The sequence below is a fragment of the Pseudarthrobacter sulfonivorans genome (assembly GCF_014712225.1).
Taxonomy (GTDB): Bacteria; Actinomycetota; Actinomycetes; order Actinomycetales; family Micrococcaceae; genus Arthrobacter; species Arthrobacter sulfonivorans.
The window spans coordinates 87,728-99,810 of sequence record NZ_JACXBW010000017.1 but is presented as its reverse complement, the minus strand read 5'-3'; the positions used below and the strand labels follow the sequence as shown (position 1 = coordinate 99,810).

General features: G+C 61.8%; 12 protein-coding genes. 8 read left to right on the top strand and 4 right to left on the bottom strand.

The window, feature by feature from the left end:
* Window positions 1-852 precede the first annotated feature (852 nt).
* The 3 genes from IAQ70_RS18855 to IAQ70_RS23440 all read right to left on the bottom strand — a co-directional run bounded on the left by IAQ70_RS18855 (window position 853) and on the right by IAQ70_RS23440 (window position 2,341).
* Window positions 853-1,347 (bottom strand): hypothetical protein, encoded by a 495-nt coding sequence (locus IAQ70_RS18855; RefSeq protein ID WP_190991081.1) that lies wholly within the window; start codon window positions 1,345-1,347, stop codon window positions 853-855.
* A gap of 174 nt (window positions 1,348-1,521) precedes the next feature.
* Window positions 1,522-1,947: a hypothetical protein gene (locus tag IAQ70_RS18850; RefSeq protein WP_190991079.1), complete on the bottom strand. Its 426-nt coding sequence runs from the start codon at window positions 1,945-1,947 to the stop codon at window positions 1,522-1,524.
* Window positions 1,948-2,098: 151 nt separating this feature from the next.
* Complete coding sequence (locus IAQ70_RS23440) at window positions 2,099-2,341, bottom strand: CBU_0592 family membrane protein (protein ID WP_425564853.1); 243 nt, start codon at window positions 2,339-2,341, stop codon at window positions 2,099-2,101.
* Window positions 2,342-2,951: 610 nt separating this feature from the next.
* Between IAQ70_RS23440 and IAQ70_RS18840 the strand changes: the two genes are divergently transcribed.
* Both IAQ70_RS18840 and IAQ70_RS18835 read left to right on the top strand, forming a co-directional pair.
* Window positions 2,952-4,433, top strand: coding sequence for an MFS transporter (locus tag IAQ70_RS18840; RefSeq protein ID WP_223860349.1), 1,482 nt, complete (start codon window positions 2,952-2,954; stop codon window positions 4,431-4,433).
* A gap of 100 nt (window positions 4,434-4,533) precedes the next feature.
* A complete protein-coding gene (locus tag IAQ70_RS18835) occupies window positions 4,534-5,577 on the top strand; it encodes a mandelate racemase/muconate lactonizing enzyme family protein (RefSeq protein WP_317983710.1) in 1,044 nt (347 codons plus the stop codon).
* Window positions 5,578-5,833: 256 nt separating this feature from the next.
* Here the strand turns inward: IAQ70_RS18835 and IAQ70_RS18830 are convergent, their stop codons facing one another.
* Complete coding sequence (locus IAQ70_RS18830; RefSeq protein WP_190991070.1) at window positions 5,834-6,652, bottom strand: IclR family transcriptional regulator; 819 nt, start codon at window positions 6,650-6,652, stop codon at window positions 5,834-5,836.
* 225 nt (window positions 6,653-6,877) lie between these two features.
* Here IAQ70_RS18830 and IAQ70_RS18825 point away from each other — a divergent pair, with 225 nt between their 5' ends.
* From IAQ70_RS18825 to IAQ70_RS18800, 6 genes are all read left to right on the top strand, one after another.
* Window positions 6,878-8,278 carry an LLM class flavin-dependent oxidoreductase gene (locus tag IAQ70_RS18825; protein WP_190991068.1) on the top strand — a complete coding sequence of 467 codons (1,401 nt, stop codon included), beginning with the start codon at window positions 6,878-6,880 and terminating at the stop codon, window positions 8,276-8,278.
* Between the two features lie 36 nt (window positions 8,279-8,314).
* Window positions 8,315-9,619, top strand: coding sequence for a flavin monoamine oxidase family protein (locus IAQ70_RS18820; protein WP_190991066.1), 1,305 nt, complete (start codon window positions 8,315-8,317; stop codon window positions 9,617-9,619).
* Entirely contained in the window at window positions 9,616-10,137 is a 522-nt protein-coding gene (locus IAQ70_RS18815; protein WP_223860347.1) for a flavin reductase family protein, read from the top strand. Before IAQ70_RS18820 ends, IAQ70_RS18815 begins: the two co-directional genes overlap by 4 nt.
* 43 nt (window positions 10,138-10,180) lie before the next feature.
* Window positions 10,181-10,729: a flavin reductase family protein gene (locus IAQ70_RS18810; RefSeq protein ID WP_190991063.1), complete on the top strand. Its 549-nt coding sequence runs from the start codon at window positions 10,181-10,183 to the stop codon at window positions 10,727-10,729.
* Window positions 10,726-11,136 carry an ester cyclase gene (locus IAQ70_RS18805; RefSeq protein WP_190991061.1) on the top strand — a complete coding sequence of 137 codons (411 nt, stop codon included), beginning with the start codon at window positions 10,726-10,728 and terminating at the stop codon, window positions 11,134-11,136. The genes IAQ70_RS18810 and IAQ70_RS18805 overlap by 4 nt, the downstream gene beginning before the upstream one ends.
* Window positions 11,137-11,221: 85 nt before the next feature.
* A complete protein-coding gene (locus tag IAQ70_RS18800) occupies window positions 11,222-12,007 on the top strand; it encodes a 2-keto-4-pentenoate hydratase (protein WP_190991059.1) in 786 nt (261 codons plus the stop codon).
* Window positions 12,008-12,083 lie beyond the last annotated feature (76 nt).

Here is a 12,083-nt window from a genome sequence, read left to right as displayed (position 1 = left end):
CGCGCACAGCATATCCCCTCGTCAGGGTCGATTTTGCTTTGATCTGTTGACAAAGCTTGTGGTCGCGTCGCTCTGGCGGCTGGGTGTGCGGACTGTGGGCCGAGGGAGCCTATTCAGGTGTGTGGGGTGGCGGGTTCAGTTCCCTGGCTAATGAGCCCTCCGCCTGCTGTGAGTGTGTCCTCGCGGTACCTCGTTCCGGTTTTGTCGGGTTGGGGCCCGGGGTGGCCCACAACTATTCATGAGCCGCGAGAGCGGGGACAACATGACTCCAACGAGTCCGATGAGGGCGTTCGGGGAAGGGCTCTGAAGGCACCCCGGGGGAGTCGGATGCCCGCATTTGTCCTGCCAACGAGGGTGTGGACAGTGTCCACACTTACGTCTGCTTTATTGGATGGCAGAAGCGGCTTTGTCGAGTGTCAGGTTTGGATCCTCGGATTTCTAACCACCGTTCGCCGCAACTTTAGCCTGTGCACTTCTGGTCTTGCTCGCAGGCTTTTGGATTGCCCACTGGTTTATTCATGCTCAGCACGATATGGCACGGACGGCCACAAGGCTCGCATTTTACGAAGAAGCGCTGAAAAGCCGGACCACTAGCAACTCGGAAACTGGAAGCTGATGCCGAACCATTCCAAGGTGGCGCAGTGGGCTGCCTGGTCTTCAGTAATCACGCTTTTCTGCGTAGTCATCAGGTATCGGGGGCCTGGTCGGAGGCGTCCAGGATCTGGTCGTGCGCGTCGCCGTCGAGGGGTCCGTCATCGGAGGCCCGGCCGCTTTCTGCGAACGATCCCCAGGTGTCCAATAGCGCAGATGATTCTTGCGTCCTCCTGCTCGACGCAATCACGCGCACGTTCGTCACCTCGTCGGCATCCCATTTCGCGGTCGCCTCAGTGCGTGTCCGAACCGCTCCCGCGCAGTTCGAGCGGACGTGCCGAGGGCGGCACCGATAACCTCCCAGGAGTCTCCGTTCTCGCGGGCGGCGCTGACAGCGCCGTCCAGCTCGGCCTCGGCCTTCGCGGCAGCCGTACGGGCAGCGGTGATCCGGCGGAAGTCCGCGGCGTCCTTGTCAACGCGAGGCGCCGGGATCAGGCGAAGGAGCGTGCCATCTACCCGCAGCGGCGCGGCTAGGTGCTCGACGTGCAGGACGTAACCTTCTTCGTGCCCGCGCTGAATGTAGAGGGTGAGGACGATCTTTCCCTCGCCGTCATCAAAATCCACTTTCCCGTAGCTTTCACTCGGACCAATAGGCCACGGGCGCGGCCTCAACCGCCCTTTAGCTTCGTACTGCGCCGGCTCGTAGGCGTCTTCCCCGACACGGAAGTCGGGGGCTTGTGCTTCGCGAGGGGTCATGCCGGCTTTTCTCCTTCAAGTTGTCCTGCCGCTGCGCCCCGCGGCGTAGGGGCCGCAGCAAGGGCTCTCAAATGGGGCGCGACGCTGCTTTACATTCGATTCCCCCATCCGCTCGATCACTTTGCTGTTCCCAGCGGCATGCGGTAGGAGCTGTAGTACAGATACCAGTACAAGCTATTGCGGGTTGAAGCGCACGGGTACCGGGTACTCGATCCTCCCCGCCAGGAGGTAGGCGACGATGCAGGTGTACTGGGCCAACAAGGCATACTGGCCGATAGCCTCGTTCGACGGCGGCCGCTTTTGCTGCTTCGTGGACGCGGCTCGAAGGGTGATCCGGTTGGTCGGTTCGACGAAGCTGCCCCGGTAGATGAAATCGGCGTTGATCGCGCTTGTTTGGGTGGAGCTGACGGGCAGGGTGAGGTTGGTGCCGGGTTCGTCGTCGTAGGGGGTCTCGTTTCCGACGAAGAGGCCGTCCCGTATGTTGATTCCCTGCTCGGCGAGGACTCCGGTGAGCGCGGCGATGCTGCCGGCGTGGGGTTTGGTCTGTCCGGGGTGGGGTGGTTTCGCTGGTGTAGACGGCGAAGATGATGGTTGTAGCACTGGTGTCGACCGTCAGGTAGTGGGTGACGGCGCGGGCGTAGGGGAGTTCGTGGCCGGTCGGTGGGGCAGACACGTGCTGGCTGGCGCCGAAGCTCGCAAAAAACGACGGCAGGGGAGTCCTGTCGTCGTCCGTTCTGTGACGCTGCGGTTCTCAGGAGGCCTTGTGTTGGCGCCCGGACGTCGCCGCTGGTTCTTCACGCGACGGGCCTTTGCCCGGCTCCGCGGCAGTCTTTTTGCGTGCTATCCGTACCAGGGAAACCAAAGAGATCAGGAACCACACGATATTTGTCACGACCGAGGGCCAAGCGCCATTGTGAGCACCATTGATGACGAAGGCACACGCCCCTGCGAGGTTTGCTGCTTGAAACCTCCGTCCTGCACGGAGCCAGCCCATGGAAACCAGCAGGTAGGCAGCCAGGATTGATGCTGCCCCGGACCATCCGGCGATCTCCGACACCAGTTCCATTATTTTCTTTCTCAGATGAAGGAAACCGCATGGCGGTCTCCGTGACGCGTGAGCTACAGATCCAGTCGACCTGCAATTTGAACATGATGTTCATTTATCGAACGAACACGAATACTATGGCACGTCTCACACGCATAATCAAGACTGTGCCTCGGGCTAGCCTCCGACCCCGACAGTTGCCGTTGTGCAGGAGTGATCTCAGGGGTGGGCATCTTGTCAGGTGTGGCCCACGGCCCCGTAGGAGTGGGGGCTGGTCAGACCCAAAACGGGTAAAGATTACGCGCGAAAACTTGACGGTGTGGCGCGTACCACTCTACCGTTAGTGTTCAGTAAACAACTAGCATGTTCATCTTATGAACGTTTACAAAAAATGATGAAGCAATCACGTATGCCTGCAAGTGCAGGTCCTAAGCGTCCAATGGAGCCGCGCGGTCACCGCCGTGGCCGCCCCAAGGCTCAACGCCCCCGATGAACTGCGCTTTTCATCCACGAAGGAAAGACAAAGATGTCCGATTACCCGAGAACACAACTCCCAGCCTTGTCTAGTGCCACCCGCCGCCTGCGGACGGACGACTGCATCATCGTCGACAAGCGCGAACTGCGTAAAGCGCAGATCGGCGCCGGAGTCGGCAACTTCATTGAGTGGTACGACATTGGGATCTATGGATACCTGACACTCACGATGACCAGCGTGTTTACCCAAGGCATGGACCAGAGTACCGGCCTGCTGGTGACGCTCCTGGGCTTCGCCGTTTCGTTCATCGTGAGGCCCCTGGGCGGCATGATCCTTGGTCCGCTGGGGGACCGGATCGGGCGGCGCAAGGTTCTCTTCTTCACCATGGCGCTGATGGCGTCGGCAACTACCCTCATCGGCGTACTGCCGACCGCCGACCAGATGGGTCTCTGGGTTATCGTCCCGCTGTACCTGCTGAAAATGCTTCAGGGATTCTCCACCGGCGGCGAGTACTCCGGCGCCGCGACGTACGTCGCCGAGTTCTCCCCAGACCGCCACCGTGGGTTCTGGACGGCGCTGCTGAACACTGGCGCGCAGCTGGGTTTTGCGGCCGGCGCGGCAGTGGTGGCCGCGACGACCATCATCACCACCTCCGTGTGGGGAGCGTCGGCAATGCTCGACGGCGGCTGGCGGATCCCGTTCCTCCTCGCCTTGCCGCTTGGCCTGGTTGCTATTTCCCTGCGAAAACGCATCCCGGAGTCGCCGAGTTTTGAGGTGGCGCACGAAAAAACCGAACAGGATGACGTCAATCCCCTTTTTGTCCGGCAGAGCCTGCCGAAGATCGTCAAGCTCTACTGGCCGCAGATACTGGTCGGAATTGCTTTGATCGCCGCTGATGGGACGTCCTCATACACCGTTACCAGCTACATGCCCACCTATCTGGAGTCGCAGATTGGTATGGCCTCCGTGACGACGGCAGTGGCGACGGTCGTGATCCTCCTCCTTCAAGCGGTCATCGTCCCGTTCGTGGCGCGGTGGTCGGACCGGATAGGCCGCCGGCCCATCTACGTGATAGCCACGGTGGGGAACCTTGTCCTGCTAGTGCCGGCGTTTGCGCTGATGCACCTGGGGGAAATGTGGTCGCTGTATCTCGCCCTGTTTATGGTTTCCCTGCCGAGTGCGTTCTTCCTGGCCCTCACGGGTGCCGTGATGTCGGAGCTTTTCCCCACGGCCTCCCGCTACGGCAGTGTCGGCCTCACCCACAACGTGGCCATCTCCCTGTTCGGTGGCACTACTCCGTTGGTGAGCCAACTCCTCGTCCAAGTCACCGGGAACTCCTACGCCCCGGCCTTCTATGTCATGTTCTTCTCCGCGGTGGCACTCTTCGCCCTTACAAAGATGCGCGAATCAGCCGCCCGTCCCCTCCTCGGGTCCGTACCCGTCGTCTCAAGCACCGAGGAAGCTGCGCTGCTAGTCAGGGACCAAGACGCGAATCCTCACATCGACACTTCCACCATGCTCCTCACGCCTTTGCCAGTCGTCCCGAGACAGTCCGTTCTGAACTGAACACTCATCAACTGCTCCCTAAACGAACGAGAACCACGTGCGCATTGCTGAAATTCACCTCTACCAAATGGATTTGCCAGTCAGCGACAAGAATTATCGGATGTCAGCCGGAGGCGCCTATGCGTCCTTTGACTCGACGATTGTCGAGATCGTGTCTGATACCGGCATCTCGGGCTGGGGGGAGACGTGCCCGGTCGGGCCGGTGTATCAGCCGGAACATGCGCTGGGTGCCCGCGCGGCCCTCGCCCAGATGTCGGCCGGCCTGATTGGAAGTGACGTCACGGGCCCACGTGCAGTGCGTCGGTCCCTGGATCAGCTCCTCAACGGCCACAACTACGCCAAAGCCGCAATCGACATCGCGATCCACGATCTCATCGGCAAGGCCTACGGCATGCGCGTATGTGACCTCTTGGGCGGCGCGAGGACTGAGTATGTGAATTCCTACTATGCACTTCCAGTAGACGAACCCAACAAAGTCGCCAAGCTCGCCGCCGAGAAGATCGCCGAGGGCTACCAAAGGCTTCAGATCAAGGTGGGCGGACGTCCGGTCGAAGCCGACATCGAGACCATCCGGAAGGTCTGGGAGGCCACGGGATGCACACGCCTCGCGGTGGACGCCAACCGGGCATTGACAACCCGTGACGTCCTCCGCATCGAGCAGGGTTGTGCGGACATACCCTTCGTCCTCGAACAGCCCTGCAACACCATGGAGGAAATCGCTGCGATCCGCGCCCAGGTGCGGCGTCCGATCTACCTGGACGAAAACACCGAGAATCTCAGCATCGTGCTGCGTGCCATCTCACTTGGCATTGCCGACGGCTTTGGACTGAAGGTCACACGCCTGGGCGGGCTCGCTGACTTCGCTTCCGTCAGGGACGTCTGCGAATCCCGATCCATGCCGCACACGTGTGATGACAGCTGGGGAGGCGATATCATCGCAGCCGCCTGCGTCCACATGGCCGCAACGGTGCAGCCGCGTTTGCTTGAAGGGGTCTGGCTGGCACAGCCCTCCATGGACGGCCACTATGACTCGACGAATCCGGTTCGGGTTGTGAACGGGCACATCCAGGTTCCCACTGGCCCAGGCCTGGGAGTTGTTCCCGACCAGGGCGTCTTCGGTAAACCCGTTGCGTCCTTCGCATGACCCCGGCAATCGTGGGCCTCACGGAGAAGGGAAGCATAAAAACATCCGGTGGCGGCGCTGCAGCGGGCTCGCCGGCATCGCTCCCGGTGTGGGCTATACGGAGGGTGGCGACAGTTCTCGACATGGAGCCACGAGACCCGGCTCGCCGTACAGACGCCGTGGACCTGGCCAGACGGACCGGACTCAGTAAGAGCCTTGCGCGCCGTTGCCTTCGGCAGCTGCAAGGACGGAAAATGCCCCCGCGGCGCTGATGCTCCTATGCCAGGATTTTGGCGATCTCCTCGGCCCCTTGCCGCAGCTCGCGCTCGAACTCAGACTGACGGTCGGATTTCAGGCGCTGGACCGGCCCATTGATGCACAGAACGCCGACGAGTCCGCCGGAAGGATCGCGCACAGCGCAGCACATCGCGAACAGTCCTTCTTCCAGTTCCTCGTCCGTAACGGCATAGCCCTGTTCCCGGACATGGCGAAGTTCTTTGAGGAGCGATCCCCGGCTGGTGATTGTGTGGGCGGTGAACGACTCCAGCTTCTCGGGCAACGTCGCCTTGATGTGGTCGTCAGACTGTTCGGCGAGAATGATTTTTCCCGTGGCACTGGCGTGCAGTGGGTACGTTCCGCCCAGGTAAAGCTGTGTGGCCAGGTAGCGTGAGCCGGAAGCCTCTGCGATCACCTCATGGTCCGAGTCTCCACGCATGATGACGAAGCTGAATGTCTCGTTGAGCCTGGTGGCATATTCGTCCAGGACGGGCTGGATCCTGGCCACGGCCCCCGCGTACGGGTCAGCCAGTCTGCCCAGATGTGCCAGCTGCCAGCCGAGCTTGTAACGGTTGTCCTCGCGTTCTACAAAGCCCGTCTGTTCCAGGCTCAGGAGGAGCCGGAAGGCCGTTGGGCGCGACATCTTCACGCTCTGCGCCAGTTCGGTCACGTTGATGCCGTCCCGGTGGCGTCCAAGCTCCCGGAGGAGCACAGTGGCCTTTACTACGGACTTGTTGATGAGGTCGAAGGGCTCTGGCGTGGTCGGGGCCACGGCGTCTTCAGATGCTTCGTCCGGTACTGCGTTCTGTTCCGCTGCCATTTCCGCTCCCACTCCGCCTCCGCTTGGGCCTGGCGGCTTGACTTCAATTGCCACGTCCATTCTAGGCCCTAATCACATTGCGAACCGTGCGTTCAATCCTGTGTCGCCTTGTGTGCTGAAGCGTGCCTCTTGACAGTGAGCCACGCAACATCTAAATTGAACGCAGTGTTCATTTTTAGAACGCTCAAGAATAGTTGTCGCGCCGTCCAAGGAAGCACCGCTGCCATGAAAAACGAACCCCTGAGCCTCTTCGCCTTCGATGTTTTTGCCCCCGCGCACCTGACATCCGGGTCATGGCGCAATGAAAACGATGAAGGCCACCGCTACACCGACCTGCAGTATTGGACCGGCCTCGCGCAGATGCTTGAGGAGGCGAGCTTTGATGGCATCTTCTTCGCCGATAACGTGGGCTACCACGATGTCTACAGGGGCTCCGGTGACGCAGCCCTCCGTGACGCGGCCCAGTTCCCCATCAATGATCCGACGGTGTTGATCAGCGGCATGGCCGCCGTGACGAAGCACCTGACCTTCGGCGTTACCTGCTCGGCCACTTACGAACCTCCATACCTCCTGGCCCGCAAGTTCAGCAGCTTGGATCACCTCACAGCCGGCCGGGTGGGCTGGAACATCGTGACCTCCTATTCAGAAGCCGCGGCGCGGAACCTGGGTAAGCAGCAGCAGCTCAGCCCGGAGGAGCGGTACGACATGGCGGACGAGTATATGGACGTTGTGTACAAGCTTTGGGAGGGCTCCTTCGAGGAGGACGCCGTCGTTCGGGACGTTGAGGCAGCAACGTACGTAGACCCCGCCAAGGTTCACGCGATCGACCACTCCGGTAGCTACTTCACCGTCCCCGGGTTCCACCTTTGCGAGCCCTCCCCGCAGCGTACCCCGGTGCTGTTCCAAGCCGGCTCATCCGCCAGGGGCATGGAATTCGGTGCCAAGCACGCCGAAGCGGTCTTCATCCAGAGCACATCGGTGGAGGGCGCCAAGCGCTCGGTTGCCAAGATCCGCCAGGCAGTGGCGGAGGCTGGCCGTGATCCCCGGGACGTTAAGGTGGTCATCCTGCTGACCGTGGTGGTGGCACCCACCGACGAGGAAGCGCAGGCCAAGTACGACATCGCCGTGGCGAACGCCCCAGTAGAGGGGTGCCTCGCACGGTTCAGCGGATGGACCGGAATCGACATGTCTACCTATGACCTGGACGCTCCGCTGAAATCCGTCGGCACCAAGGCAGCACAGTCCATGGTGGACATGTTCTCCAAAGCCGACCCGGACCGGGACTGGACTCCCCGCCAGATCGCGGAATTCCTTGCTGTCGGCGGCAGCGGGTGCACCATCATCGGCTCACCTGAGACGGTCGCAGCAGAACTGCGCCGCTGGCGCGACGACGCCGACGTCGACGGCATCAACCTCAGCTACACCACCAAGCCCGGCAGCTGGAAAGAGTTCATTGAACTCGCCCTTCCGGAACTGCGTGCCCAGGGCATTGTGTCCCCGGTCCGGGCCGCAGACCAGCAGCCAACAACCCTGCGCGAGAAGCTCTTCCCGGGCCACAAATACACGCTGGATTCCCACCCTGCGACCGAGCACCGCACCAAGCGGCTCACCAGCGCCAGCAGCTGACCGGCCCCGATTACACCGAAGAGAAGGGAGCTGCACATGTCTGAACAAACCGATGTCGTCGTCATTGGCGCCGGCGTCGCCGGTCTCATCACTGCCCGCGAACTCGCCAACCGCGGCCACCAGGTGGTGGTCCTGGAAGCCCGCGACCGCATCGGCGGCCGCTTGTGGACCGATCGCCGTCTGGGCCAGAACCTGGAGATTGGCGGCAACTGGCTGCACTGGACCCAGCCCCACGTCTGGGCCGAGGTCACGCGCTACGGCCTCGAGGTCTCCCGCGGCCCGCGGTCGGAAGAAACATTCTGGCTCGCCGGGAACGAGGTTCGACGCGGCAACCTGGAAGACTTCATGTCACTCATCGACCCCGGAATGACCCGGCTCCTCGAAGACACCATGAAGTGGCTACCGCGACCGGATGCACCACTGACCAACCCGAACCTGGCCGAGGTCGATCAGTACAACCTGCAGGAAATGCTCGACAAACTGGACCTCTCCGAGGATGAGCGGAACGCGAACGAGGCCGCCTGGGTGGGCCACTTCAACGCGCCACTGAACCAGTGCGCCTACGTCAACGCACTGCGCTGGACCGCTGCGTCTTCCGGACATTGGCACCTGATGCACGAGGCCTCGGCAATCTACCGTCTCAAGGACGGTAACGACACCCTGACCAAGGCAATCGCCGAGGACGCCAACGCTGACATTCGCCTCGATGCGCCGGTGACCGCCGTCCGCCACAGCAGCGGGGGAGCCATCGTAACTTACGGGGACGGCCAGGAAATCCGTGCCAAGAAGGTCGTCATCACCCTGCCGCAGAACATACTGCACAAGCTCGATGTTCAGCCGGCACTGTCTGACGCTAAGCTCGCCGCCAGCCGCGAAAAGACCGCGTCCCAGGGCGTTAAGGCCTGGATCCGGGTCAAGGGACCCATCAAGCCGTTCTTCGCCTACTCCGCCCAGGACAAGCCGCTGTCCGTGATCCGCACCGAATTCGTCAGCGATACCGACGCCGTGCTGGTCGGCTTCGGTGCCGCCGCGGACCGCATCGACGTCACCGACATCGGGCAGGTCCAGGAAGCCATCAAAGTATGGCGCGACGACCTGGAAGTCCTCGAGGTCGCCGGTCACCAGTGGATGTCCGACCCGTACGCGGAGGAAACCTGGCAGATTCAGCGCCCCGGTCAGCTGACCAAATATCACCGGGAACAGCAGGCCAGCGAAGGTGCGCTGCATTTCGCCAGCGGCGACATCGCCAACATCTGGGCCGGCTTCTTCGACGGCGCCGTCGAAAGCGGACTCCGTGCGGGCCGGAACGTCCACGAAGAACTGAATCAGGAGCAGCCATGAGCACTATGGCAATCGCAACCCGCCGCATCGATTCGGATCAATACCGTGCGGTCATGCGCCACCTTCCCACCGGGGTCGCGGCGCTCTGCTCCACGGACCCCGACACCGGTGCCCGGAACGGAATGATCGTGGGGACCTTCGCCTCATTGTCGATGGATCCCGCGTTGGTCACGTTCAGTGTCACGCACACGTCCAGCAGTTGGCCGAAGATTGCCCAGGCAGGACGCTTCAGCGTCAGCCTGCTCGCCGAGGAGCAACAGCAGGTCTGCCGGGCACTTTCAGCCAAGGTCGAGGACAAACTCAGTGCAGTTGACTGGTCCGAGTCCTCCTGGGGGAATCCCCACATCAAGGGCTCGCTCGCCTGGTTCGACTGCACCGTTGAGCAGCAGATCCTTGCCGGCGACCACCTGATCATCGTCGCCAAGGTTCTGGAGATGACCGCCGGTGAGGGCGCGCCCCTCATCTTCCACGGCGGACGATTCGGAAGCTTCACTGAAAGCCGTCCCACTCCCTTCTAAGCAGGCATCGAGGCCCGCACCGAAACCTACAAAGGAAACCGCTATGGATATAACCCCAGCCACGGAACAAACTCCGTCCACGGATATCACCCCCGCCTTCTACCGCCAGGTCCTGGGCAAGCTGCCCACCGGCGTCGTGGCCATTACCGGAGTCAACGGCGACAACGAAAAACTGGGTCTGGTGGTTGGTACCTTCCAGTCACTCTCGCTGGAGCCGCCCCTGGTTATGTTCTGCGTGGACAAGTCCTCCTCCACGTGGCCCAGGCTCCGCCAGCTGAAAAACTTCACCGCGAACATCCTGGCCGACGACCAGATCGCCATCTGCCGCTCGCTGTCCCGCAAAGGACCCGAAAAGTTCGAGAACCTGCCATGCACGGAGGGCCCCCTCGGCACTCCGCACCTGGATGGAGCCACAGCGTACATCGACTGCAAAGTCACCGCCGAGGTGGTGGTCGGCGACCACTACATGGTCGTCGGCGCCGTCACCAATATGGAGGAAGGCAGCGGCAACGCCCTGATCTTCCGGGGCGGAAAGTTCGGCCAGTACCAGCCCATCGAAATCCCCACCGAAGCAGCAAGGAGCGCATCATGAGCAGCAGGCAGGAAACAATCCTCAAGGCGTGGAACGGCGCGTGGGGGAACGGCGATTTGTCCTCCTTTGAACGGATCCTTGCACCCGATTACATCCGCCGGTCCAAGACCGGCACTGAAGATTTCGCCAGTCTGCAGGAGACCATTAAAGCCATGCAGTCAGCATTTCCGGATTCAACAATCGAAATCCTGCAAATGGTTGAGGACGGCGACAGGGTAGCGATCCACTGGCAGACCCAAGGCACGCACAAGGGCGAATTCATGGATGTACCCGCCACCGGCAGGGCCGTGACGGTCTCGGGCGCCTCGTTCCTTCGCTTCGAGGACGACAAGCTCGCCGAAGAGTGGGTGGTTTGGGACCCAAGGGAGCTGCTCTCAGCCCTCGGCATTTGGCACCTGGGCAGTTAGCCGAACGACAACCACGCAGTAACCCGCTGCTTGGCGGACATTGCGGTCCCCGAACAGCAAGACGAACCGAAAAGGAATCTCACCCATGTCCACCCTCTCTCTCGAGGACATCGCGGGCACCCTCCGCACGGCGCGGCTCGAAGGCGCATCCATCACAGCACCGTCCGAAACCTGGCCGGCCCTGGACGTCGACGGAGCATTCGAAGTCCAAAAGATCAACGTTGAGCACGCCGTCGCCAACGGTGACCGCCTCGTCGGCTACAAGCTGGGCAATATCGCCAAAGTTATGCAGGACGCTTTCGGCCTTGACCAGCCGGACTACGGGCACCTGCTGGCCAGCACCTTCGCCTACGAGGGCACCACCCTGGAGCTGGGAAAATTCATCGAGCCGTTCGTTGAACTCGAACCTGCTTTTGTGCTGAAGCGGCACCTCCGCGGCCCCAACACCACGGTCGCCGACGTTATCAACGCCGTCGAATACGTCCTACCCGCCATCGAAATCATTGACTCACGCGTCAGGGACTGGGCCATCAGCCTCCCTGACACGCTGGCCGATAACGGGTCAACGGGAGCCATCCTGCTGGGCGGCACCCCCAGGCGGGTCAACGAAGTGAACCTCAGCAACACCCGTGGTGTCCTGAACTTCAACGACCGCGAAATCATTTCGGGAAACACGCGGAACATCCTCGGCAACCCCTTCGCCGCCACGGCGTGGCTGGTCAACCGCCTCGCTGCATACGACGTCGAATTTGAGCCCGGGCAAGTGATCCTTCCCGGCAGCTGCCTGAAGGCAGTTCCGATGCGGGAAGCCGGGCACTGGTCCGGCACCTTCGAAGGCTGGGGCACCATCGAATTCGATGTATCTGCCTGACCGAAATCTGTAGCCGTGTGGCCGGTCCCCAAGGGGCCGGCCACACGTGTTGACACTCCCGTATGCCAGCAGGCTT

Coding starts and splice junctions, on each gene's coding strand:
- IAQ70_RS23440 (WP_425564853.1), bottom strand. CDS start 2,341: ATGGGCTGGCTCCGTGCAGGACGGAGGTTTCAAGCAGCAAACCTCGCA.
- IAQ70_RS18825 (WP_190991068.1), top strand. CDS start 6,878: ATGAAAAACGAACCCCTGAGCCTCTTCGCCTTCGATGTTTTTGCCCCC.
- IAQ70_RS18810 (WP_190991063.1), top strand. CDS start 10,181: ATGGATATAACCCCAGCCACGGAACAAACTCCGTCCACGGATATCACC.
- IAQ70_RS18830 (WP_190991070.1), bottom strand. CDS start 6,652: ATGGCAGCGGAACAGAACGCAGTACCGGACGAAGCATCTGAAGACGCC.
- IAQ70_RS18820 (WP_190991066.1), top strand. CDS start 8,315: ATGTCTGAACAAACCGATGTCGTCGTCATTGGCGCCGGCGTCGCCGGT.
- IAQ70_RS18815 (WP_223860347.1), top strand. CDS start 9,616: ATGAGCACTATGGCAATCGCAACCCGCCGCATCGATTCGGATCAATAC.
- IAQ70_RS18835 (WP_317983710.1), top strand. CDS start 4,534: ATGTCAGCCGGAGGCGCCTATGCGTCCTTTGACTCGACGATTGTCGAG.
- IAQ70_RS18800 (WP_190991059.1), top strand. CDS start 11,222: ATGTCCACCCTCTCTCTCGAGGACATCGCGGGCACCCTCCGCACGGCG.
- IAQ70_RS18855 (WP_190991081.1), bottom strand. CDS start 1,347: ATGACCCCTCGCGAAGCACAAGCCCCCGACTTCCGTGTCGGGGAAGAC.
- IAQ70_RS18805 (WP_190991061.1), top strand. CDS start 10,726: ATGAGCAGCAGGCAGGAAACAATCCTCAAGGCGTGGAACGGCGCGTGG.